The sequence below is a fragment of the Microbacterium sp. genome (genome assembly GCF_031180975.1).
Lineage (GTDB): Bacteria > Actinomycetota > Actinomycetes > Actinomycetales > Microbacteriaceae > Microbacterium.
The window spans coordinates 268,169-288,619 of record NZ_JAPSLI010000005.1 but is presented as its reverse complement, the minus strand read 5'-3'; the positions used below and the strand labels follow the sequence as shown (position 1 = coordinate 288,619).

General features: G+C 69.5%; 21 protein-coding genes, 1 tRNA gene and 1 other RNA gene. 5 read left to right on the top strand and 18 right to left on the bottom strand.

The window, feature by feature from the left end:
• Nucleotides 1-191: 191 nt before the first annotated feature.
• Nucleotides 192-264 (bottom strand) — tRNA-Lys (locus RIF65_RS09520).
• A 127-nt stretch (nt 265-391) separates the two neighbouring features.
• On the opposite strand from RIF65_RS09520, the gene hisN reads away from it, so the two are divergent.
• A complete protein-coding gene (hisN, locus tag RIF65_RS09515; RefSeq protein ID WP_309065287.1) occupies nt 392-1,192 on the top strand; it encodes a histidinol-phosphatase in 801 nt (266 codons plus the stop codon).
• A 24-nt stretch (nt 1,193-1,216) separates the two neighbouring features.
• The gene (locus RIF65_RS09510) at nt 1,217-1,783 is read left to right on the top strand and encodes a hypothetical protein (RefSeq protein ID WP_309065286.1); all 567 of its coding nucleotides are present in this window, start codon (nt 1,217-1,219) and stop codon (nt 1,781-1,783) included.
• Between the two features lie 56 nt (nt 1,784-1,839).
• Here the strand turns inward: RIF65_RS09510 and RIF65_RS09505 are convergent, their stop codons facing one another.
• Complete coding sequence (locus RIF65_RS09505; RefSeq protein WP_309065285.1) at nt 1,840-2,037, bottom strand: hypothetical protein; 198 nt, start codon at nt 2,035-2,037, stop codon at nt 1,840-1,842.
• Between the two features lie 129 nt (nt 2,038-2,166).
• Between RIF65_RS09505 and RIF65_RS09500 the strand changes: the two genes are divergently transcribed.
• Entirely contained in the window at nt 2,167-2,769 is a 603-nt protein-coding gene (locus tag RIF65_RS09500) for a TetR/AcrR family transcriptional regulator (protein ID WP_309065284.1), read from the top strand.
• Nucleotides 2,770-2,873: 104 nt separating this feature from the next.
• On the opposite strand, the gene ssrA is transcribed toward RIF65_RS09500, so the two are convergent.
• Nucleotides 2,874-3,243: a transfer-messenger RNA gene (gene ssrA, locus RIF65_RS09495) on the bottom strand.
• Nucleotides 3,244-3,410: 167 nt separating this feature from the next.
• Between ssrA and RIF65_RS09490 the strand changes: the two genes are divergently transcribed.
• On the top strand, nt 3,411-4,067 hold the full coding sequence (locus RIF65_RS09490; RefSeq protein WP_309065283.1) for an SIMPL domain-containing protein: 657 nt from the start codon (nt 3,411-3,413) through the stop codon (nt 4,065-4,067).
• On the opposite strand, the gene hflX is transcribed toward RIF65_RS09490, so the two are convergent.
• The gene (hflX, locus tag RIF65_RS09485) at nt 4,054-5,568 is read right to left on the bottom strand and encodes a GTPase HflX (protein ID WP_309065282.1); all 1,515 of its coding nucleotides are present in this window, start codon (nt 5,566-5,568) and stop codon (nt 4,054-4,056) included. The genes RIF65_RS09490 and hflX overlap by 14 nt on opposite strands.
• A 69-nt stretch (nt 5,569-5,637) precedes the next feature.
• Between hflX and RIF65_RS09480 the strand changes: the two genes are divergently transcribed.
• A complete protein-coding gene (locus RIF65_RS09480) occupies nt 5,638-6,285 on the top strand; it encodes a class I SAM-dependent methyltransferase (RefSeq protein ID WP_309065281.1) in 648 nt (215 codons plus the stop codon).
• 16 nt (nt 6,286-6,301) lie between these two features.
• Here RIF65_RS09480 and RIF65_RS09475 read toward each other — a convergent pair whose 3' ends face one another.
• The 14 genes from RIF65_RS09475 to dapA all read right to left on the bottom strand — a co-directional run bounded on the left by RIF65_RS09475 (nt 6,302) and on the right by dapA (nt 20,440).
• Nucleotides 6,302-6,967 (bottom strand): HAD family hydrolase, encoded by a 666-nt coding sequence (locus tag RIF65_RS09475; RefSeq protein ID WP_309065280.1) that lies wholly within the window; start codon nt 6,965-6,967, stop codon nt 6,302-6,304.
• Nucleotides 6,967-7,839, bottom strand: a complete 873-nt coding sequence (dapF, locus tag RIF65_RS09470) for a diaminopimelate epimerase (RefSeq protein ID WP_309065279.1) — start codon at nt 7,837-7,839, stop codon at nt 6,967-6,969. Before dapF ends, RIF65_RS09475 begins: the two co-directional genes overlap by 1 nt.
• A 9-nt stretch (nt 7,840-7,848) precedes the next feature.
• Nucleotides 7,849-8,376: a dihydrofolate reductase family protein gene (locus RIF65_RS09465; protein WP_309065278.1), complete on the bottom strand. Its 528-nt coding sequence runs from the start codon at nt 8,374-8,376 to the stop codon at nt 7,849-7,851.
• 36 nt (nt 8,377-8,412) lie between these two features.
• Nucleotides 8,413-9,321: a tRNA (adenosine(37)-N6)-dimethylallyltransferase MiaA gene (miaA, locus tag RIF65_RS09460; protein WP_309065277.1), complete on the bottom strand. Its 909-nt coding sequence runs from the start codon at nt 9,319-9,321 to the stop codon at nt 8,413-8,415.
• A 114-nt stretch (nt 9,322-9,435) separates the two neighbouring features.
• Nucleotides 9,436-10,986 carry a tRNA (N6-isopentenyl adenosine(37)-C2)-methylthiotransferase MiaB gene (miaB, locus tag RIF65_RS09455; protein WP_309065276.1) on the bottom strand — a complete coding sequence of 517 codons (1,551 nt, stop codon included), beginning with the start codon at nt 10,984-10,986 and terminating at the stop codon, nt 9,436-9,438.
• A gap of 48 nt (nt 10,987-11,034) precedes the next feature.
• Nucleotides 11,035-11,499 (bottom strand): regulatory protein RecX, encoded by a 465-nt coding sequence (locus tag RIF65_RS09450; protein ID WP_309065275.1) that lies wholly within the window; start codon nt 11,497-11,499, stop codon nt 11,035-11,037.
• 353 nt (nt 11,500-11,852) lie between these two features.
• Nucleotides 11,853-12,902, bottom strand: a complete 1,050-nt coding sequence (gene recA, locus RIF65_RS09445; RefSeq protein WP_309065274.1) for a recombinase RecA — start codon at nt 12,900-12,902, stop codon at nt 11,853-11,855.
• Between the two features lie 238 nt (nt 12,903-13,140).
• A complete protein-coding gene (locus RIF65_RS09440; protein ID WP_309065273.1) occupies nt 13,141-13,362 on the bottom strand; it encodes a DUF3046 domain-containing protein in 222 nt (73 codons plus the stop codon).
• A gap of 18 nt (nt 13,363-13,380) precedes the next feature.
• Entirely contained in the window at nt 13,381-13,689 is a 309-nt protein-coding gene (locus RIF65_RS09435) for a helix-turn-helix domain-containing protein (protein ID WP_309065272.1), read from the bottom strand.
• Nucleotides 13,690-13,857: 168 nt separating this feature from the next.
• A complete protein-coding gene (locus RIF65_RS09430; RefSeq protein WP_309065271.1) occupies nt 13,858-14,340 on the bottom strand; it encodes a CinA family protein in 483 nt (160 codons plus the stop codon).
• Nucleotides 14,337-14,918: a CDP-diacylglycerol--glycerol-3-phosphate 3-phosphatidyltransferase gene (gene pgsA / locus RIF65_RS09425; RefSeq protein WP_309065270.1), complete on the bottom strand. Its 582-nt coding sequence runs from the start codon at nt 14,916-14,918 to the stop codon at nt 14,337-14,339. Before pgsA ends, RIF65_RS09430 begins: the two co-directional genes overlap by 4 nt.
• Entirely contained in the window at nt 14,918-17,662 is a 2,745-nt protein-coding gene (locus RIF65_RS09420; protein WP_309065269.1) for a DNA translocase FtsK, read from the bottom strand. The genes pgsA and RIF65_RS09420 overlap by 1 nt, the downstream gene beginning before the upstream one ends.
• 70 nt (nt 17,663-17,732) lie before the next feature.
• Entirely contained in the window at nt 17,733-19,409 is a 1,677-nt protein-coding gene (locus RIF65_RS09415; protein ID WP_309065268.1) for a ribonuclease J, read from the bottom strand.
• A 53-nt stretch (nt 19,410-19,462) separates the two neighbouring features.
• Entirely contained in the window at nt 19,463-20,440 is a 978-nt protein-coding gene (gene dapA, locus RIF65_RS09410; protein ID WP_309065267.1) for a 4-hydroxy-tetrahydrodipicolinate synthase, read from the bottom strand.
• Between the last annotated feature and the right edge of the window lie 11 nt (nt 20,441-20,451).

Here is a 20,451-nt window from a genome sequence, read left to right as displayed (position 1 = left end):
AAGAGCGCGTCGGGCCCGCACTCTACGACACCGGACTCGACGCCGGCGAGGGCCTCTGGCTCAGAACCGGGTGGGCAGGACGATCATGACACGCCCGACCCGTCCACACTTTCTTGCCGATAACCCGGCGGCGGTGCCGCGAGGACATGAAAAAGCCCCGAAGACTGGCGAGAGTCTTCGAGGCGATTCCGTGCACCCCCAGGGACTTGAACCCTGAACCCACTGATTAAGAGTCAGTTGCTCTGCCGATTGAGCTAGAGGTGCATGGCCCGGGAGTGTTCCCTGACCGAGGAATTACGTTACCAGCAGCGGGGTGCGCCGCCAAATCCTGGCGCATCCGGGCGCGTTGCACGACGTCATCCGCCGACGGCTCCCGACTATCCTCGTAAGGGTGACCTTCTCCCCCGCGCTCGACGACGACCTCGCCCTGGCGCTCCGCCTCGCCGACGCTGCCGACGCGCAGTCCCTCCCGCGCTTCGATGCCGCGGACCTGGAGATCTCGACCAAGGCCGACCGCTCGCACGTGACCGATGCCGATCTCGCCACCGAGCGGGCCATCCGCGCTCTGCTGTCGCAGGAGCGCCCCGCCGACGGCATCCTCGGCGAAGAATTCGGCTCGCAGGGCGACACGCGGCGGCAGTGGATCATCGACCCGATCGACGGCACCGCCAACTTCCTTCGCGGAGTGCCGCTGTGGGGCACGATGATCGCACTCGCAGTCGACGGCCGCCCCCTGGTCGGCGTCGTGAGCATGCCCGCTCTCGGGCGCCGCTGGTGGGCTGCCGAGGGGCAGGGCTCCTGGACCGCGACCCCGTCCGCCGCTCGACGCCTGCGCGTCTCTACGGTCGACAGCCTCGACGACGCCAGCGTGAGCTTCCAGAGCATCGCCCAGTGGACGGATGCCGGGCGAACCCGCGAGCTGCTGGCCCTGGCGGACCGCGTGTGGCGCGACCGTGCCTACGGCGACGTGTTCAGCTACATGATGCTCGCCGAGGGGCGCCTCGAGATGGTCGCCGAGTTCGACGTCAAGGAGTACGACATCGCCGCGGCCGTGCCGATCGTGCGGGAAGCCGGCGGCAGGATGACCGCGTTCGACGGAGCGGACACTCTGTCCTCCCTCTCCGCCCTCGCCACGAACGGCGTGCTCCACGAGCACTTCCTCGATCTGTTCCGCGGCGCCGCTTCGGCGTGACCCGCCCCACCCCTCCGGAAGACGATGAACCGACGCATCCCCCTCGCCCTCGGCGTGCTGCTGACGGCCGCCGCGCTGTCGGCGTGCGCGGCCACGCAGGCCGCACCGGCCCCGAAACCCACCAGCACGCGCTCGAAGCAGCCGGCGCCCGTCGTGACGACCGCTCCGAGCACGCCCGAGCCCGAGGCGCCGGCCGCCGAGCCGACGTGCGAGACGATCATCTCGCCGGGGACCGTCGAGGCACTCACCGGGCAGGGATGGACGGCCAAGGCCGAGGAGTTCCGCATCGGCGAAACCGTGCTCGAGGGCGGGCTGATGTGCATGTGGTCGGACTACGACACGCCCTCCGATCACGGGCAGATGTACGCGTGGGCTCCGATCGACGAGAGCACGGCTGTCACCGCCCAGCAGCACCTGGTGCAGGAGGGGTGGGTGCGCTCGGTCGAAGAGGACCGCACGTATCTCACCGAGGACCCCGCCGTCGCGCTCGCCACCGACGAGGACGGTTACGGGATGACCTACGAGTTCGGCGACGGCTGGGTGAAGTTCGCCGACACCAAGCAGAGCCTGCTGCTCATCGAGTGGCCCTGACCGGCATCCGCTTCGAACCGGATGCCGGAACGCCCCTCACCGCAGAAGGTGGAGCATCACTCCTGGCGACGGTTCCACGAGTCGACGCGACGGGTCGCGGACCCGGCCTGTCGCATCACCCAGGCCAGAGAGAGGCTGACCGCGATGATGCCGGCGGTGAAGACGAGGCCCTGAGCGGCCGGCAGCTCGTGCGCGATCCCGAACAGGACGATCCCGCCGACGAACAGAACCAGGAACACGATGAAGTCGAACACGTCGAGGCCTTCCAGATCTTCGGATAACCCCTCCAGCTTAGCCCGGGCCGACGCCCGGCCGCTGCGGCACGCCTCACGCCGCGCATGAAGCGGAAACGCTAGGTTGGTGCACAGGATCGGAGGGACTCCATGAGCACATCGGCTGCGCGCACGCCCCGGCGCGGTCGCCCCGGTCACGCCCGTGACGATGTGCTGCGGGCGGCGGTGACCCTGTTCAACGAGCAGGGCTACGAGGCGACATCGGTGTCGGACCTGGCCCGACGCCTGGGGCTCACCAAATCCGCGCTCTACCACCACGTGGATTCGAAGGAGCAGATCCTCGAAGTGGCGCTGGAGAGCGCGCTGGGCGGCCTCGAAGCCGCCATGGAGCAGGCGCTGGCGCTCGACACTCCCGCGCGGCGCCTCGCCGGGATCATCCGCGGCGCCGTGCGCGTGCTCACAGAGCAGGAGGCGGAGGTGACGCTGCTGCTCCGCCTGCGCGGCAACAGCCCCCTCGAGGTCGTCGCGCTCGAGCGACGGCGACGGTTCGACCACCGGGTGACCGAACTGGTCCGCGAGGCGCAGGCCGAAGGGCTCGTCCGCGCCGATCTGGATGCCGGTGTCGCCACCCGGCTGGTGTTCGGCATGATCAACTCGCTGGTCGAGTGGTATCGCCCCGACGGCCCCGTGCCGCCCGAGCAGCTCGCCGACGTCGTGCTGACAGCGGCCATGGACGGCCTCCGGCCACGCTGAGATCAGCGGATCGCTCACCGTCAGCGCGGCGTCGCGGAGACGACAGAGGCCCGCCTCCCCGGTGTTTCCACGGGGAGGCGGGCCTCTGTCTGAATGACAACGGCTGGTGGAGCTGGGGGGAATCGAACCCCCGTCCGACGCTGAGTCTCGACGCCTTCTCCGGGCGCAGTCTGTGCAGACGTTCTGCTCGGCCCCGACCTTTGTCACAGACACCTAAGTCGACAGGCCCAGCCTGGGAAGAGTCCCGCGTGACGTCCAGGCGCCGTCACGCAGCAAGATTCCTAGATGACGCCAGGATCCGTACCGGAATCACATACGGTCTGACGGACTATCGGGCTCGCTTAGGCAGCGAGGGCGAAGTCAGTGCGCTTAGCATTGGCACTTATTGTTTTGCAGGGAGCGTTCACGAGATAACCCTGCATCCTCGGCCCGCTTCTCGTCGATTCACAGGCGCCGTCGAAACCGATCAGCCCCGTGGACCTTCTTGCGAAGGAGCCGCTGTCACTCTGTTGACTTGCCAAACGGATGCCGGAGCACCCGAGCATCACAGGTTACAACGTATTCGTGCGGCACGCCATTCCCGCCGCGCCGGACGGTATCGAGCGATGCCACGCCGGCAATCGCGGGCGTAGAGTCCTGCCATGAGCGAGGTCATCATCACCGTCCGCGGCGAGCACACCACCGAAGTATCACCGGAGCGTGCCACCGCGAGCCTGTCCGTGTCGGCCGACGGGCCGCAGCACGCCGAAGTGGTCGAGCGGGCCCTGGCGCTGGCGGCGCCCGTGCGTGAGAGTATCGAACAGCGGAACAGGTCGGGCAGCATCCTGGAGTGGAACAGCAAGCGCCTGGACGTCCGCGGCGAACGGCCCTGGAACGCGGACGGAGAGCGGCTCGCCCCGGTCTACCGCGCGACGGTGGATTTCACCGCGACCTTCGGGGACACCTCGGAGCTGTCCCTGTGGGCCACCGAGATCTCGTCGTGGCCCGGGGTCGAGATCGGCCATACCGACTGGTGGCTCACGCCGGAGACGACCGCCACCGTGGAGCAGGAGGTGGCGGCCGAGGCCGTGAGGGTCGCGGTGGCCAGGGCGCAGGCCTACGCCCGCGCCCTGGGTCTCGACACGGTGACCCCGCTGGAGGTCGCCGATCGCGGACTGATCTCCACCGGCCCCGGTCCGGCGCCGAAATCCAGCCGGTTCGCCGAACTCGCGATGCAGGCGGATGCCGTCGGCATGCAGTTCCAGGGCGAGGACATCACCGTGTCGGCGACGGTGGAGGCGCGCTTCAGGGCGAGCTGATCGTGTACGGGGCGAGCTCCGCCGCCAGCCGCTCCGACACGTGCGCGTGGATGGCGGTGCCGCCCTCCTCATGCGTCGCCGACAGCAGCACCCCGGTCTCGTGGATGGCCGAGACGAGCTCCCCGCGGTCATACGGGACGAGCGCATGCACCTCGATCGCCGGCATCGGCAGACGCCGCTCGATCTCCGCGCGGAGCTCGGCGATGCCCTCCCCCGTGCGCGACGATACGAAGTGCGCATCGGGCGCGAGACCGCGCAGCACCAGCCGGTCGTCCTCGCTGACCAGGTCGGCCTTGTTGAACACGACGATCTCGGGAAGGTCGCGGGCGCCCACGTCGCCCATCACGTCCCGCACGGTCTGCAGCTGCGCCGCCGGGTCGGGGTGCGAACCGTCGACCACGTGGACGATCAGGTCGGCCTGAGCGACCTCCTCCAGCGTGGAACGGAACGCCTCCACGAGCTGGTGCGGCAGGTTGCGCACGAATCCGACGGTGTCGGTCAGCGTGTACACGCGGCCGTCGGATGTCTCGGAGCGGCGCACCGTGGCATCCAGCGTCGCGAAAAGCGCGTTCTCGACCAGCACGCCGGCGCTGGTGAGCGCGTTGAGCAGACTGGACTTGCCGGCGTTGGTGTACCCGGCGATCGCGACGGACGGGATCGTGTTGCGCTTGCGCTCGGCGCGCTTGGCCTCACGGGCGGGCGCGAACTCGCGGATCTGCTTGCGCAGCTGCGCCATGCGCGTGCGGATGCGGCGACGATCCAGCTCGATCTTGGTCTCACCGGGGCCGCGTGAGCCCATACCGGCGCCGCCGGCGCCGACCTGCCCACCGGCCTGGCGGCTCATCGAGTCACCCCAACCGCGCAGCCGCGGCAGGAGGTACTCGAGCTGGGCGAGCTCGACCTGGGCCTTGCCCTCGCGGCTCTTGGCGTGCTGGCTGAAGATGTCCAGGATGACGGTGGTGCGGTCGATGACCTTCACCTTCACGACGTCCTCCAGGGCACGCCGCTGGCTGGGCGCGAGCTCGGTGTCGGCGATGACGGTGTCCGCGCCGGCGGCAGCGACGATGTCCTTCAACTCCTGCGCCTTGCCGCGGCCGAGATAGGTCGCCGGGTCCGGGTGCGGGCGGCGCTGCAGCAGACCGTCGAGCACGACCGCGCCCGCCGTCTCCGCGAGGGCCGCCAGCTCGCGCAACGAGTTCTCGGCGTCCTCCTGTGCACCCTGCGGGTACACCCCGACGAGGACCACGTTCTCCAGGCGCAGCTGGCGGTACTCGACCTCGGTGACGTCCTCGAGCTCGGTCGACAGACCCACGACGCGGCGCAGCGCGTGGCGGTCGTCCAGATCCCACTGCGCGCCGTCGGCGTCGGTGTGCGTCGCGGTCGCTTCGTCCTGCAGCGCCTGGGCGCCACCGAACACCCGCGCCTGCGTGCGCGGCTCGGCGTGGGCGAGCACCCGATCGAGTGCATCCGATGTGTTGTTGTCGTCGGTGGGTTTCGTCATCCGGTCCTGAATCTGCCTTCTCTGCAACGCGCCTTAACCTTAGCCCCCGCGGTCCGGTACGCTCGCTCCATGCCGTCCGACCATTACTTCAGTGCGGCCCCGGCAAGTGCGGAGAACCTGCGGACGATCCACGTCACCCTGGCAGGCAGGGACCTGGAACTCACCACTGCCGGTGGCGTGTTCAGTCCTGACCGCCTGGACGCCGGAACCGCCGTGCTGTTCGCGAACATGCCGCCGCTTCCGCCGGGGGGCGATTTCCTCGACCTCGGCTGCGGCTGGGGGCCGATCAGTCTGACGATGGCGCTGTCTTCCCCACACGCGACCGTGTGGGCTGTCGATGTGAACGAGCGAGCGCTGGATCTGACCCGGCGCAACGCGGAGGCTCTCGGCCTCACCAATGTCAACGCCGTGAAGCCCGACGATGTTCCCGAGACGGTGACGTTCCGCACGATCCGCTCGAATCCGCCGATCCGTGTCGGCAAGAACGAGCTGCACAGCATGCTGGAACGCTGGATCCCGCGGCTCGACGAGCGCAGCGACGCCTGGCTGGTCGTGCAGCGCAATCTCGGCGCCGATTCGCTGCAGCGCTGGATGGCCGCCACGTTCAGCCCCGGCTACAGCGTGTTCCGGGCCGCGACAGGCAAGGGCTATCGGGTGCTGCGGGTCCGCCGGCACGGGACCCCGCCGACCGCGCCGATCGCGGTTCCCGGCGCCTGACGCCGGTCCCGATGCGTCAGCCCGGGGTCCTCATTCCGAGCAGCCCGGGGAGATCGGCCATGTCGTCGAACACCGTGGTGTTCTCCCCTGCCAGCCAGGATGCCGGGGTGAGCCCGCCGGCAAAGCCGAAGCTGTGCATCCCCGCCGCGCGTGCCGCCTCGACGCCGAAGCGGCTGTCCTCGATCACGACGCAGTACTCGGGAGCCACTCCCAGGTTCGCTGCAGCGTGCAGGAACAGGTCCGGGGCGGGTTTGCCGTTCTCGACGTCTACCGCACTGAATATGCGTCCCTCGAAACGCGGCAGCAACCCCGTGTGCCCGAGCATCATCCTGATCTTCTCGTGCGTGCCGCTGGACGCGACGCACGTCGGAGCGCTGATGACGTCCAGTGCTGCCTCGACGCCCGGCACAGCGCGCAGTTCGCGCTCGAACGCCTCGATGTACCAACGCTGATATGGGGCCTCCCAATCCTCCGGCAGTTCACGCCCGAGGTGCGCCTCCACTTCCGCGCGGAAGTGTGCGTTCGAGCGGCCGACGAAGCGGTGCACGATCTCGCCGCGGGTGAGCTCCCAGCCCAGGTCGGACAGCACCCGCCGATCGATCTCGACGGACAGCCGCTCACTGTCGACGAGCACTCCGTCGCAGTCGAAGATGACGAGACGGATGTCGTCGGGAACCGCCATCAGACCAAGTCGATCTCGCCGCGGTAGACCAGCTGAGCCGGTCCGGACAGCGCGACGTGCTCGCCGTCCTCGGCCGGGAACATCCGCACGCCGAGCACGCCGCCCGGCACTTCCACACGCCACGAATGCGGGGCGCGCTCCCCTGCCCAGTAGCGCACCGCGAGGGCGGTGGCGGCGACCCCCGTGCCGCAGCTGAGGGTCTCTCCGACGCCGCGCTCGTGCACGCGCATGCGCACGTGTCCGACACCGTCACGTACCAGCGGCTCCCCCGGCACCACGAATTCGACATTGGCGCCGTCGACGGGAGCCGGGTCGAGGATCGGCGTCGGGTTGAGGTCCAGGCCGGCAAGCTCCTCATCGGAGGCGAGCGCGACGACGACATGCGGGTTTCCCACGTCGATGCCGAGCCCGGGACGGGCGACGGACAGGCCGGCAGCCCTGGCCAACGGCTCACCTCCGGCGAGACGCCAGCGGCCCAGATCGACCTGGTAGCCGGTCTCGGAGCGCATCACGTCGCGGACGCCGGCGCGCGTGCCGATGGGGAGCGTCGACCCCGCTTCCAGCGACGCGTGCCCGGACCGGAGGAGGTAGTGGGCGAAGACCCGGATGCCGTTGCCGCACATCTCGGCGATCGAACCGTCCGCGTTGCGGTAGTCCATGAACCATTCGGCATCGGGCTCCTCCGCGAGAGCGGCGGCACCCTCGGGGATCGCCGCCGAGCGGACCACCCGCAGCACGCCGTCTGCCCCGACGCCGAAGTTACGGTCGCACAGCGCCACCACCTGCTCGGGACGCAGGTCGAGGGCGCCATCCGGGTCGTCGATGATGACGAAGTCGTTGCCGGTGCCGTGCCCCTTGGTGAATGCGACCATGGCAACAGTCTAGAGAGCGCCGAGCACCCGGTACCGTCCGCACAGGAACGCCCTGTTCCGCGCGACGTCCACCAGCTCCAGGTCGAGGGCGCGCGGCAGCAGCGGCGCCCCCTGACCCAGTGTCACAGGAGCGAACTGCACCCAGATCTCATCGAGCAGCCCGGCGTCCGCGAACTGACCGGCGAGTTCTCCCCCGCCGACCACCCACAGGTCGAGATCACCGGCCGCCTCCGTCATCGCCGCGTGCACCTCGCGCACATCTCCGCGCGCGAAGCGGACGTCGGCACCGTCGGGAACCGGCAGCTCACGATGACTGAACACCCAGGCGGGCTGGCGGTAGCTCCATCCTTCGTCGTGCGCCAGCACCCACTCGTACGTGGAGGCTCCCATGGCGAGTGCACCGATCTGCTCGATGAATGCCGGATACGCCATCGGTCCGCGCGTGTCGAAGTCCTGTTTCAGCAGCCAGTCCAACGAGTGCTCAGGGGTGGCGATGAAGCCGTCGAGGCTGGACGCGGTGAAGTAGTGGGTGGTCATGGGTCCATGCTGCGCCTGGCCACCGACATCCGGCTCTCAGTCGCGCAGCAGGCCGACCGCATCGGCCGCGCCGGAAGCGAGCCAGGTGACATCGGGATAGCGTTTGAACCACGAGACCTGACGGCGGGCGTAGCGGCGGGTGAGCGCCTGCGTCTCAGCGATCGCCTCCTGCTCGGTCTTCTCGCCGCGCAGCTGAGCCAGAGCCTGCGCGTAGCCGATCGCCCGGGAGGCGGTGGTGCCGCGTTCGAGGCCCGCGTCTCGGAGTCGTGCGACCTCGTCCAGCATCCCGTCCCGCCACATCCGCTCCACACGTCTGTCGAGGCGATGCACCAGCTGGTCGCGCGGAGCCTGAATCCCGACGATGCGAGTGCGCGGATGCCACAACACGGGCTGCTCGGGGAGCGCGGCGCCGTGCGTGGCACTCCCCTGCTCGACGATCTCCAGCGCACGCACGATGCGGCGACCGTTCTTCGGATCGATCCGCGCGGCGGTGACGGGGTCGAGTCGAGCCAGCCGCTCGAAGAGCGCGCCGGGACCGTGCTCGGCCAGTTCGGCTTCCAGTCGTGCGCGCAGGTCGGCGTCACGCGGCGGGAAGCGGAAGTCGAAGATGACGCTCGAGACGTACAGCCCAGAACCGCCGACCAGGACGGCGTCGCCACCGCGCCGAGTGATGTCGGTGATCGCTGCGCGTGCCAGCGGCTGGTACCAGGCGACGGCCGCGTCCTCGGTCACGTCGCGGACGTCGAAGAGGTGGTGCGGGATGCCGCGGCGCTCGTCGGAGCGGAGCTTCGCGGTGCCGATGTCCATGCCGCGGTACAGCTGCATGGCGTCGGCGTTGACGATCTCTGCGGGGTTGCCGCGGGCGCGCAGCGCCTCGGCGAGGTCGAGGGCGAGATCGCTCTTGCCGGTGCCGGTCGCGCCGACCACGGCCCACAGGCGCGGCATCTCACGCGCCCCCGCTCGCCGACGCCCCGGCTTCACGCCGACACCCTGCGGCGGCGACGCCGACAACTCGGGGTGTCGGCGTCACCACGGGGTCTCGACGGCGAACGGAGCCGGTCACACGCCGACGCGAAGGGTGGGCAGCCCCAGCGACACCGGCCGCGGCGTGCCAGGCTCGCCGGCCGGGGCCGGGACGGCACACGATTCCGCCTGTGCACGGTCCCACGCGTCGCCGCCGCGGGTGCGGCGGATGCGCAGCGGTGCGCCGGTCGGATCGTCGGCGAGCAGATGGAACGGAGCCCCGTGCGTGACCTTCACCGTCACGACGTCGCCGGGGCGCGGGAGCTCGGAACCGGGCGTCACCTCGAAGTGCACCAGACGGTTGTCCTCGGCGCGACCGGTCAGCCGGTGCGTCTCGGCATCCTTCTTGCCCTCGCCCACCGAGACCAGCACCTCTACCTCGCGGCCGACCTGTTTCTGGTTCTCCTCCAACGAGATGCGCTCCTGCAGCGCGATGAGGCGGTCGTAGCGCTCCTGCACGACGTGCTTCGGCACCTGGTTCTCCATGGTCGCCGCCGGGGTGCCCTCGCGGATCGAGTACTGGAACGTGAACGCCCCGGAGAACCGCGCCTGTTCGACGACCCGCAGGGTGTCCTCGAAGTCCTCGTCGGTCTCGCCGGGGAAGCCGACGATGATGTCGGTCGTGATGGCGGCGTGCGGGATCCGCTCCCGGACCCGGTCGAGGATGCCGAGGAAGCGGTCACTGCGGTAGGAGCGGCGCATCGCGCGCAGGATCCTGTCGCTGCCGGACTGCAGCGGCATGTGCAGCTGCGGCATCACCGCAGGGGTCTCGGCCATCGCGTCGATGACGTCGTCGGTGAACGCCGCGGGATGCGGGCTGGTGAAGCGGATCCGCTCCAGCCCGTCGATCTCACCGGCGGCGCGCAGCAGTTTGCCGAACGCCTGCCGGTCGCCGAACTCGACGCCGTAGGAGTTGACGTTCTGTCCGAGCAGGGTGACCTCGATCGCGCCGTCCTCGACCAGGAGGCGGATCTCGTTCAGGATGTCGCCCGGGCGACGATCCTTCTCCTTGCCGCGCAGGCTCGGCACGATGCAGAACGTGCAGGTGTTGTTGCAGCCGACCGAGATCGACACCCAGCCGCTGTGCGCGGAATCGCGTTTGGTGGGCAGCGTGGAGGGGAAGATCTCCAGCGACTCGAGGATCTCGAGCTCCGCCTCGCCGTTGTGCCGCGCCCGCTCGAGCAGCCCGGGAAGGGAGCCCATGTTGTGCGTGCCGAAGACGACGTCGACCCAGGGCGCCTTGTCGAGGACGGCCTGCTTGTCCATCTGCGCCAGGCAGCCGCCGACGGCGATCTGCATGCCCTCGTGCTTGTCCTTGCGGGACTTCAGATGCCCGAGCGTGCCGTACAGCTTGCCCGCGGCGTTGTCGCGGACAGCGCACGTGTTGATGATGACGATGTCGGCGTCCTCGTCGGAGGCGGCGCGCACGTAGCCGGCGCTCTCCAACGACCCGGACAGCCGCTCGGAGTCGTGCACGTTCATCTGGCAGCCGAAGGTGCGCACCTCGTAGGTGCGGGCGCGGCCGTCCGGCCGGATGGCGGCGGGCGACGGCGCGATCGTCGTCGGCTCGGAGGAGGGAGAGGTCATGATCAAGCCATTCTACGAGCCGTCACACGCGCACAGGGCAGGCCCGCACTACTCGAAGCGGACACCCGACCCGCGACGCGTCGAGAACTGCTCGGCGATCACGGTGCGCACCGTCGAGGACACCACGTCGCCGGGGAAGCCGCGACGGGCGAGCTGTCCGGCCAGGCGCCGTTTGGCGACCTCGGGGTCGAGCCGGGACATCGCGCCGACTTTCGAACGGGCGAACTCGAGCGCGCGCTCCGCGTCATCGTCGGGAAGCTCGGACAGCGTCTCGTCGACGATCTCACGCGGGATGCCGCGCTGCGCCAGTGTCCGCGCCAGTGCGACACGTCCCTGCTTCTTGCGCTCCACCCCGCTGGTGACCAGAAGCGTCGCCAGGGTGCGGTCGTCGATGTAGCCGCGACGGGAGAAGTCGTCGATCACGTCCTCGATCTCATCTCGCGGCAGACGGTGCTCGCGCAGCACCGCGCGTGCCTCGGATACCGACAGCGCACGCCCGCGCAGCTTGCGCACCAGCGCCTCCTCGGCATCCCTGCGCACCTCGGCGGGATCGGGCTCGTCCGACGCATCATCGGAGGGTGCCGCGACGGGATCAGCGATCCGTCGCCCGAGGACACGCAGTGCGCTTGGCTCCTCAGGCTGCGAGCTTCGGGCCGACGGCGCGTCGGGCTCGAACTCAGTAGCACCGCCACGGTCGGAATCCTGCGGAGGCGCGCCGTGCACGTCCGACCCGGCAGGGTGCGCACGGCGCGGACCAGCGTCGTCGACCGCTCGCGATCGCCCGTGGCGGTCTGCACCACCGAACAGCGGGATCACCGGGGCGAGGTGGCCGTCGCCGGACTCCTCGCCCCCGCTCCTCGGAGTCATCAGGCCGGCCGGCGCTGCGCCAGCTCGTCAGCCGGTGCGTCCTCGGCGGCCTTCGCACCGATGCCCATCTTCTCCTTGATCTGCGCCTCGATCGCCAGAGCGACGTCCTCATTGCGCAGCAGGAAGTTGCGGGCGTTCTCCTTGCCCTGACCGAGCTGGTCGCCGTCATAGGTGTACCAGGCACCGGACTTCTTCACGATGCCGTGCTCCACGCCGAAGTCGATCAGGCTGCCCTCGCGGGAGATGCCGACGCCGTACAGGATGTCGAACTCGGCCTGCTTGAACGGCGGCGCCATCTTGTTCTTGACCACCTTGACGCGCGTGCGGTTTCCGACCGCCTCGGCACCGTCCTTCAGGGTCTCGATGCGGCGGATGTCCAGGCGCACGGAGGCGTAGAACTTCAGCGCCTTACCGCCGGCGGTGGTCTCGGGCGAGCCGAAGAACACACCGATCTTCTCGCGCAGCTGGTTGATGAAGATGGCGGTCGTCTTGGTCTGGTTCAGCCCACCGGTGAGCTTTCGCAGCGCCTGGGACATCAGTCGTGCCTGCAGGCCGACGTGCGAGTCGCCCATCTCACCCTTGATCTCGGCCTCGGGCACCAGAGCGGCGACGGAGTCGATGACGACGAGGTCGATCGCGCCGGAGCGGATCAGCATGTCGGCGATCTCGAGCGCCTGCTCACCTGTGTCGGGCTGGGAGACGAGGAGCTGGTCGATGTCGACGCCGAGCTTCCTGGCGTACTCGGGGTCGAGCGCGTGCTCGGCGTCGATGAACGCGGCGATGCCCCCGGCGCGCTGCACGTTGGCGATCGCGTGCAGGGTCAGGGTGGTCTTACCGGATGATTCCGGCCCGTAGATCTCGATGATGCGCCCGCGGGGCAGTCCACCGATGCCGAGGGCCACGTCGAGTGCGATCGAACCCGTGGGGATGACCTCGACCGGGGCGCGCTCGTCGCTGCCCAGCCGCATGATCGAGCCCTTGCCGAACTGTCGTTCGATGTGCGCGAGCGCGGAATCCAGAGCCTTCTCGCGGTCGTCTGTGGATGGCATGACGTGCTCCTCAATGATCGGTTGCTGCCGCCTGTAGGCTGTCGCGGCCTCCCCGGGCGGGGAGTGCTCTTCGACAAGGCGTATGGCTCGGTGCCACGTCCTTCACCGTAGGAGGGGCCACCGACATCGTGTCGGCGGATCCGCCCGCTGTGGATGGAAATCGCGTCGAGACCACTTGTGCAGAACGATACGCCGATTTCGAACAGAGATTCGACGACACGCCGGGATCCGGCGGGCGTCAGCGCTTGCGCGGCTCCATCCGCCCCACGCCGTACCGCCGCTCAGCGGGCACGTCGGTCTCTTCGCACAACGCCAGCCAGATGTCGCGCGGAGGGACGCCGGCGTCGAGGGCCTCGACCGCCGTGCGTCCGAGCGCACCGAGGATCAGGTCGTGGGTCAGCGCGTTCGCGCGGGAGCCGAACTCGTCGTCCACCGCGCGCAGGAACTCGCTGCGCCGCATGTCGTCGTGCTCGTGACGTCAGTGCAGCGAGAGCTCGGGCTCGACCGACGCCACCAGGTCGTCGGGGACGACATCCGGGAAGGCGTGCAGGCCCTCGAGAACGGAGATGCGGTCTCCGACCTCGCGCATGATGGTGGAAATGGGAACGTCGAGGGCCTCTGCGACCGAAGCGAGGATCTCGCTGGACGCCTCCTTCTGCCCGCGCTCCACCTCACTGAGGTAGCCGAGTGCGACGGACGCCTTGCTGGCGACCTGTCGAAGGGTGCGCCCCTTCTGCAGACGGAGGTCACGGAGCACGTCGCCGATCTCCTGTCGTACAAGGATCATCAGAGCCTCCCCTCCGTCGTGTGTCCCGGATGACGATCCGAGTGGATCGCCAGTCTAACCCGATGGGACGTCGTCGAATCTAGTGTTTCTGCCTGTGCTTCGGTTGTGAGTCGTTCTGCCGGTGGCGTGTGGATCAGCACATCATTCTTAACGGCGAGTGGCCCGGCCCTATTCCGCGACCAGCTCGCGCGCGAACGCGATCGCGGCCGACACGGCCTGCGCCCTGACATCCGCGCGATCGCCGCCGAACACGAACGAACGCACATTCTGCCGCACGGGCGTGACGACGCCGATGTGCACGGTGCCGACCGGTTGGCCGTCCGGGGAGTCCGGTCCCGCGATCCCGGTGGTGGCGAGGCCCACGTCCGCGGCGATCCCATCCACGGCGACCGCCACGCGAACGCCGAGCGCCATCTGCAGTGCGACGTCGGGATGAACAGGGCCGTGGGCGTCGAGCACCGCGGCGTCCACTCCCAGCAGACTGTGCTTGACCGGAGTGGCGTAGGCGACCACTGCGCCGAGGAGGGACGCGGACGCACCCGGCACGGTGACGATCTCCGCCGACACGGCGCCGCCGGTCAGCGACTCCGCCACGCCGAGCGTCCAGCCCCGCTCCCGGAGCGCCGTGAGCAGTGCGCCGGCATCCGTCATGAGCGGCCGCGGCTGCCCCCGCCGCGCGCCTGCGCGACGACGTAGTCGATGCCGCTGGCGACGGTGAGCACAAGGGCGATGACCATCAGCACCTGCGTGGTGACGACCCACACCGGCATCCCGACCAGCAAGTGCAGCGGCAGCAGCGCCCAGCCGAGCGCGACGGACTGCACGAGGGTCTTGAGCTTGCCCATCCAGGCCGCCGCGACGACGCGCTCGTGCACCACGACGAAGCGGTGGATCGTGATGCCCCATTCGCGCACCAGGATGACGACGACCAGCCACCACCACACCTCGCCGAGCACCGCGAGGCCGAGGAATCCGGCGCCGGTGAGCAGCTTGTCGGCGATCGGGTCCCACAGCTTGCCGAAGTCGCTGACCAGGTCGTACCGCCGTGCGAGGTAGCCGTCCACCCAGTCGGTCGAGATCGCGAACACGAACAGCGCACCCGCCGCCCACCGCAGCCCGATGTTCTCGAGGCCGAAGGCTCCGCCGAGCAGCAGGATGACGAAGAAGACGATCGCGAGCGGGATGCGCGCGATCGTGATCGCGTTCGGGAGCTGTTGTGGGATGGCCATCAGTCGCGTCCCGTCAGTCCCCAGGCGTCCTCGTCGCCGCTCTGCTCGACGACGGGCAGTCCGTCGTACTGCTCCTCGAGCGGGTCGCGCGGGTACGGATCGGCAGAGGATGCCGCTGTCGGCGCCGCGGAGGGGGCGGCCGGTGCGGGCGTCGGTGCGTCCTCCCCCCGCAGTCGTGCCAGCACACCGGGCAGCTGCTCGGCGGTGACGAGCACGTCGCGGGCCTTCGAGCCCTCGGACGGGCCGACGATCTCGCGCGACTCGAGCAGGTCCATCAATCGACCCGCCTTCGCGAAGCCGACGCGGAGCTTGCGCTGCAGCATCGAGGTGGAGCCGAACTGCGACGTGACGATGAGCTCGGCCGCCGCGAGCAGCAGCTCGAGGTCGTCGCCGATGTCCTCGTCGACCTCCTTCTTCTTGCCCTCGACCGCCTCCTGCACGTCGGGGCGGTACTCCGGCCGGGCCTGACGCGTGACGTGCTTGACGACCGCGTCGATCTCGCTCTCCTCGACCCACGCGCCCTGCAGGCGGAACGGCTTCGACGATCCCATCGGCGAGAACAGGGCGTCGCCCTGACCGATCAGCTTGTCGGCACCGGGGCTGTCGAGGATGACGCGGCTGTCGGTGACGCTGGTGACGGCGAACGCCAGACGTGACGGCACGTTCGCCTTGATAAGGCCCGTCACGACGTCCACGCTCGGCCGCTGGGTGGCGAGGACGAGGTGGATGCCGGAGGCGCGCGCCAGCTGGGTGATGCGCACGATCGAGTCCTCGACGTCACGCGGCGCCACCATCATCAGGTCGGCGAGCTCGTCCACCACGACCAGCAGGTACGGGTACGGCTTGAGGACCCGCTCGCTGCCCGGGGGCACCTCGACCTCGCCGGCGCGGACCGCGCGGTTGAAGTCGTCGATGTGGCGGAACCCGAACGACGCGAGGTCGTCGTACCGCATGTCCATCTCCTTCACGACCCATTGCAGCGCCTCGGCCGCCTTCTTCGGGTTCGTGATGATGGGGGTGATCAGGTGCGGCACGCCGGCGTAGCTGGTCAGCTCCACGCGCTTCGGGTCGATCAGCACCATGCGCACGTCGGCCGGGCGGGCGCGCATGAGCAGGCTCGTGATCATCGAGTTCACGAAGCTGGACTTTCCCGACCCGGTGGAGCCGGCGACCAGCAGGTGCGGCATCTTGGCGAGGTTCGCGACGACGAAGTTGCCGCCGACGTCCTTGCCCACGCCGATCGTGAGCGGGTGGGTGCTCTTGTGGGCGGCCGGAGAGCGGAGCACGTCGCCGAGCGCGACCTTCTCGCGGTCGGAGTTCGGGATCTCGATGCCGATCGCGCTCTTGCCGGGGATCGGCGACAGGATGCGCACGTCGTTCGAGGCGACGGCGTAGGCGAAGTTGTTGCTCAGCTGCAGGATCTTCTCGACCTTGACGCCGTGTCCGACCTCGACCTCGTACTGGGTCACCGTCGGCCCGCGCGAGAACCCGGTGACCTTCGCGTCCACGTTGAACTGGCTGAGCACGTTGGTGATCTGCTGCACGACGCGGTCGTTCGCCTCCGAGCGCGCGACCGAAGGCGGACCCTCGCTGAGCAGAGCGGGCGAGGGCAGCACGTACGGTGCGGCGGGCGGCTGCGGTCCGCGCTCCCCAGGGCCGTCGGTGCCGAAGCCGTCCAGCCCCGGCAGCTCCCCGGTCGAGCCGGAGTCGTCGAGCAGCGCGGTGGAGTTCTGCTCGTCGAGCATGTCGGTGAGCGCGCTCACGTCGGTGAGCACCTCGGTGGCGGCGTCGTAGGGTGCGTCGTCCACGATGACCGCCTGGTCGTACGCCGCCTTCGTGCCCGGCTCCTCGAGCAGGGCGGTGACGGCCTGGGAGTCGGCGCCCTCGTCGGGGTCCTCCTCGCGGCCGGTCTTGTTGCGTCGCCACCACGGCAGCGAGTCGTCCTTCTCGGCGTCCTCCTCCGCGGCATCCGTCTCGGCCGGGGCGGGCCGCAGCGGCTGCTCGGCGCCGAACATCCACGCGTACAGGTCGCCCAGGCGTGCGCCGATGCGGTTCGGCGGTGTCTTGGTGAGGATCAGGATGCTGAGCCCGGCGAGCAGGCCGAGCACGATGTACGCGACGACGGGCGTGAGGAACGCCAGCGGCTCCCCCAGCATCCAGCCGAACAGGCCACCGGCCGCGCTCAGCGCCGGCATACCCTCCTTGGGCTGGGGCCGCACGATCGCGCCCAGGCTGTTCACGGCTCCGGAGGCGACGTGGCAGAAGCCTGCCAGCGCGAGCACGAACAGGCCGAAGCCGATGCCGATTCGGCCGTTGTCGTGCACCGACGACGGATGCCGGAACAGCCAGCCCGCCAGCAGGAGCAGCAGCACGGGAAGCACGAACGCGGTGCGCCCGATCAGCCCGCCCCAGCTGTACGCGCTGATGGTCTGCGCGATCGGCTCGCCGATGAAGAACCACTCCACCACCGCGCCGATGCACGCCAGCAGGACGAGCAGGAACGGGAAGCCGTCGCGGCGCTGGTCCTTCTCCAGGGTCTCCGGCCCGAACGCGCGGAACAGCCCGCCCACGCCGTGGGCGACGCCGAGCCACATCCGCACGGCGAGGGCGGGGCGCTCGCTCTCGTCGATGTACCGCTTGGGCGCAGGAGCCGCCTTGGCGGGACTCTTCGAGGCCGTCTGCCGCTTCGGGCGCGACGGCGTGCTCTCAGCGGCGCGCGCGGACTTCGTGGTGCTCCTGGGCATGCCTCCACGCTACGCCCGTGCGCGGACGCCGACCCGTAGTGACGCGGCTTTCCGCGGCGATCGGGCCCGGTCAGGCCTCGATCACGAGCGGCACGATCATCGGCCGGCGGCGGAGCTTCTGGTTGACCCACCGGCCGATGGTGCGCCGGACGATCTGGGACAGTGCGTGGCTGTCGCGCACGCCGTTGCCCGCGGCCTCCTTGAGCGCGGCGACGATCTTCGGGGCGACATCATCGAACACCGCGTCGTCCTCCGCCACACCGCGGGCGTGGATCTCGGGTCCGGAGATGATGCGTCCGGTGGCGGAGTCGACCACGACGATGACGGAGACGAAGCCCTCCTCGCCGAGGATGCGGCGGTCCTTCAGGTCGGCTTCGGTGATCTCACCCACCGTCGAGCCGTCCACGTAGACGAACCCGAGGTCGAGCTGACCCGCAACGCGCGCCTCCCCGTCCTTCAGGTCGATGACGGTGCCGTTGGACGCGATGATCGTGCGCTCCTCCGGGATGCCGGTGTCCTGGGCGAGCTTCGCGTTGGCGATGAGGTGCCGGTACTCGCCGTGCACCGGCAGCACGTTGCGCGGCTTCAGGATGTTGTAGCAGTACAGCAGCTCACCGGCGGCCGCGTGACCGGAGACGTGCACCTTGGCGTTGGCCTTGTGCACGACGTTCGCGCCGAGCTTGGTGAGTCCGTCGATCACGCGGTAGACGGCGTTCTCGTTGCCCGGGATCAGGCTGGACGCGAGGATGACGGTGTCGCCCTCGCCGACCTCGATGGCGTGGTCCAGGTTCGCCATGCGGCTCAGCACCGCCATCGGCTCGCCCTGCGACCCTGTCGACATGTACACGATCCGGTCGTCGGGGAGGTCGCGGGCCTTCTTGTAGTCGATCAGCACACCCTCGGGCACGGTGAGGTAGCCGAGGTCGGCGGCGATGGTCATGTTCCGCACCATGCTGCGCCCGAGCAGTGCGACCCGCCGCCCGTGCGCGTGCGCGGCGTCGAGCACCTGCTGCACGCGGTGCACGTGGCTGGAGAAGCTCGCCACGATGACGCGGCGGGGCGCCTTGCCGATCACCTGGTCGAGGACCGGGCCGATGGAGCGCTCCGTCGGGGTGAAGCCCGGCACGTCGGCGTTGGTGGAGTCCACCAGGAACAGGTCGACGCCCTCCTCGCCGAGTCGCGCGAAGGCGCGCAGGTCGGTGATGCGGCCGTCGAGCGGCAGCTGATCCATTTTGAAGTCGCCGGTGGCCAGCACGAGACCCGCGGGAGTGCGGATCGCGACCGCCAGGGCGTCCGGGATGGAGTGGTTCACGGCGACGAACTCGAGGTCGAACGGCCCGACCCGCTCCTGCTGACCCTCCCTGACGGTGAGGGTGAACGGGCGGATCCGGTGCTCCTTGAGCTTCGCCTCGACGAGGGCGAGCGTCAGCCCCGACCCGATCAGGGGGATGTCGCTCTTCAGGCGCAGCAGATACGGGACGGCGCCGATGTGGTCCTCGTGCCCGTGTGTGAGCACCACGCCCACGATGTCGTCGAGGCGGTCCTTGATCGGCTCGAAGTCGGGCAGGATCAGGTCGACGCCCGGCTGGTGCTCCTCGGGGAACAGCACGCCGCAGTCGACGACGAGGATCTTGCCGTCGAACTCGAAGATCGTCATGTTGCGGCCGACCTCGCCGAGTCCACCCAGCGGGGTGACGCGGAGCGTGCCCTTCTCGAGCTGTTCGGGGTCGGCGATGGGGATGGACATTCGTCTCCTCAGTGGGGCAGCTCCGTGCCCGTCGTGGCGTCAGCGCGTTCGCGTCATCGGGTGGTGCCGTGCACCTTCGGCAGGGCGCCGCCTGCGGCGGCGTTGCGGTCGGGACGGAAGTTGGAGAAGTCGGCGCCGGGGACGTCCGTCACGAGTGCGAGCTCGTCCTCGATGATCGCCGCCTCCCACTCCTCCGGGCCGACCAGCGGAAGCCGCACGCGGGGGCTGCCGATGCGGCCGAGGCCGTGCAGGATGTACTTCGCCGAGACCGTGCCTGGCACGTGCGTCATCACCGCGCGGACCAGCGGCTCGAGCCGCTTGTGCTCGGCGGTTGCGGCCTTCAGGTCGCCGCGGTTCACGGCGTCGACGATGGTGCGGTACGGCGCGGACGTGATGTTGGCGGTGACGCCGATCAGGCCGGTCGCGCCGATGGACAGGTGCGGCAGCACGTTCGCGTCGTCGCCGGAGAAGTACATCAGGTCGGTCTGGTTGAGCACGCGGCTGACCTCGCTGAAGTCGCCCTTGGCGTCCTTGACGGCGAGGATGTTCGGGTGCTTGGCGAGCCGCAGGATCGTCTCGTACTTGATCGGCACGCCGGTGCGGCCGGGGATGTCGTACAGGATCACCGGCAGGTCGGTGGCGTCGGCGACGAGACGGAAGTGGGTGAGGATGCCGGCCTGCGTGGGCTTGTTGTAGTACGGCGTGACGATCATGATGCCGTCCGCGCCGGCCTTCTCGCTGGCCTTGTACAGCTCGATCGCGTGCGCGGTCTCGTTCGAGCCTCCGCCCGTGATGATCTTCGCGCGGCCGCCGGCGACGTCCTTGCCGACCTCGACGAGGCGCAGCTTCTCGGCATCCGTCAGGGTCGAGGTCTCCCCCGTCGTGCCGGTGACGACGATGCCGTCCGCACCGTCGGCGATGACCCGGTCGATGTGCTTCTCGACCGCGGGCCAGTCCACCTCGCCGTCGGCGGTCATCGGCGTGACCAGCGCGACGAGAACCTGTCCGAAGGGGTTGCCCGTGTGCGTCATGCTCTCAGCGT

What these genes read in the sequence shown, in the direction of transcription:
- RIF65_RS09510 (WP_309065286.1), top strand. Translation starts at nt 1,217, where the DNA reads ATGAACCGACGCATCCCCCTCGCCCTCGGCGTGCTGCTGACGGCCGCC.
- RIF65_RS09500 (WP_309065284.1), top strand. Translation starts at nt 2,167, where the DNA reads ATGAGCACATCGGCTGCGCGCACGCCCCGGCGCGGTCGCCCCGGTCAC.
- RIF65_RS09490 (WP_309065283.1), top strand. Translation starts at nt 3,411, where the DNA reads ATGAGCGAGGTCATCATCACCGTCCGCGGCGAGCACACCACCGAAGTA.
- hflX (WP_309065282.1), bottom strand. Translation starts at nt 5,568, where the DNA reads ATGACGAAACCCACCGACGACAACAACACATCGGATGCACTCGATCGG.
- RIF65_RS09480 (WP_309065281.1), top strand. Translation starts at nt 5,638, where the DNA reads ATGCCGTCCGACCATTACTTCAGTGCGGCCCCGGCAAGTGCGGAGAAC.
- RIF65_RS09475 (WP_309065280.1), bottom strand. Translation starts at nt 6,967, where the DNA reads ATGGCGGTTCCCGACGACATCCGTCTCGTCATCTTCGACTGCGACGGA.
- dapF (WP_309065279.1), bottom strand. Translation starts at nt 7,839, where the DNA reads ATGGTCGCATTCACCAAGGGGCACGGCACCGGCAACGACTTCGTCATC.
- RIF65_RS09465 (WP_309065278.1), bottom strand. Translation starts at nt 8,376, where the DNA reads ATGACCACCCACTACTTCACCGCGTCCAGCCTCGACGGCTTCATCGCC.
- miaA (WP_309065277.1), bottom strand. Translation starts at nt 9,321, where the DNA reads ATGCCGCGCCTGTGGGCCGTGGTCGGCGCGACCGGCACCGGCAAGAGC.
- miaB (WP_309065276.1), bottom strand. Translation starts at nt 10,986, where the DNA reads ATGACCTCTCCCTCCTCCGAGCCGACGACGATCGCGCCGTCGCCCGCC.
- recA (WP_309065274.1), bottom strand. Translation starts at nt 12,902, where the DNA reads ATGCCATCCACAGACGACCGCGAGAAGGCTCTGGATTCCGCGCTCGCG.
- RIF65_RS09440 (WP_309065273.1), bottom strand. Translation starts at nt 13,362, where the DNA reads ATGCGGCGCAGCGAGTTCCTGCGCGCGGTGGACGACGAGTTCGGCTCC.
- RIF65_RS09435 (WP_309065272.1), bottom strand. Translation starts at nt 13,689, where the DNA reads ATGATCCTTGTACGACAGGAGATCGGCGACGTGCTCCGTGACCTCCGT.
- RIF65_RS09430 (WP_309065271.1), bottom strand. Translation starts at nt 14,340, where the DNA reads ATGACGGATGCCGGCGCACTGCTCACGGCGCTCCGGGAGCGGGGCTGG.
- pgsA (WP_309065270.1), bottom strand. Translation starts at nt 14,918, where the DNA reads ATGGCCATCCCACAACAGCTCCCGAACGCGATCACGATCGCGCGCATC.
- RIF65_RS09420 (WP_309065269.1), bottom strand. Translation starts at nt 17,662, where the DNA reads ATGCCCAGGAGCACCACGAAGTCCGCGCGCGCCGCTGAGAGCACGCCG.
- RIF65_RS09415 (WP_309065268.1), bottom strand. Translation starts at nt 19,409, where the DNA reads ATGTCCATCCCCATCGCCGACCCCGAACAGCTCGAGAAGGGCACGCTC.
- dapA (WP_309065267.1), bottom strand. Translation starts at nt 20,440, where the DNA reads ATGACGCACACGGGCAACCCCTTCGGACAGGTTCTCGTCGCGCTGGTC.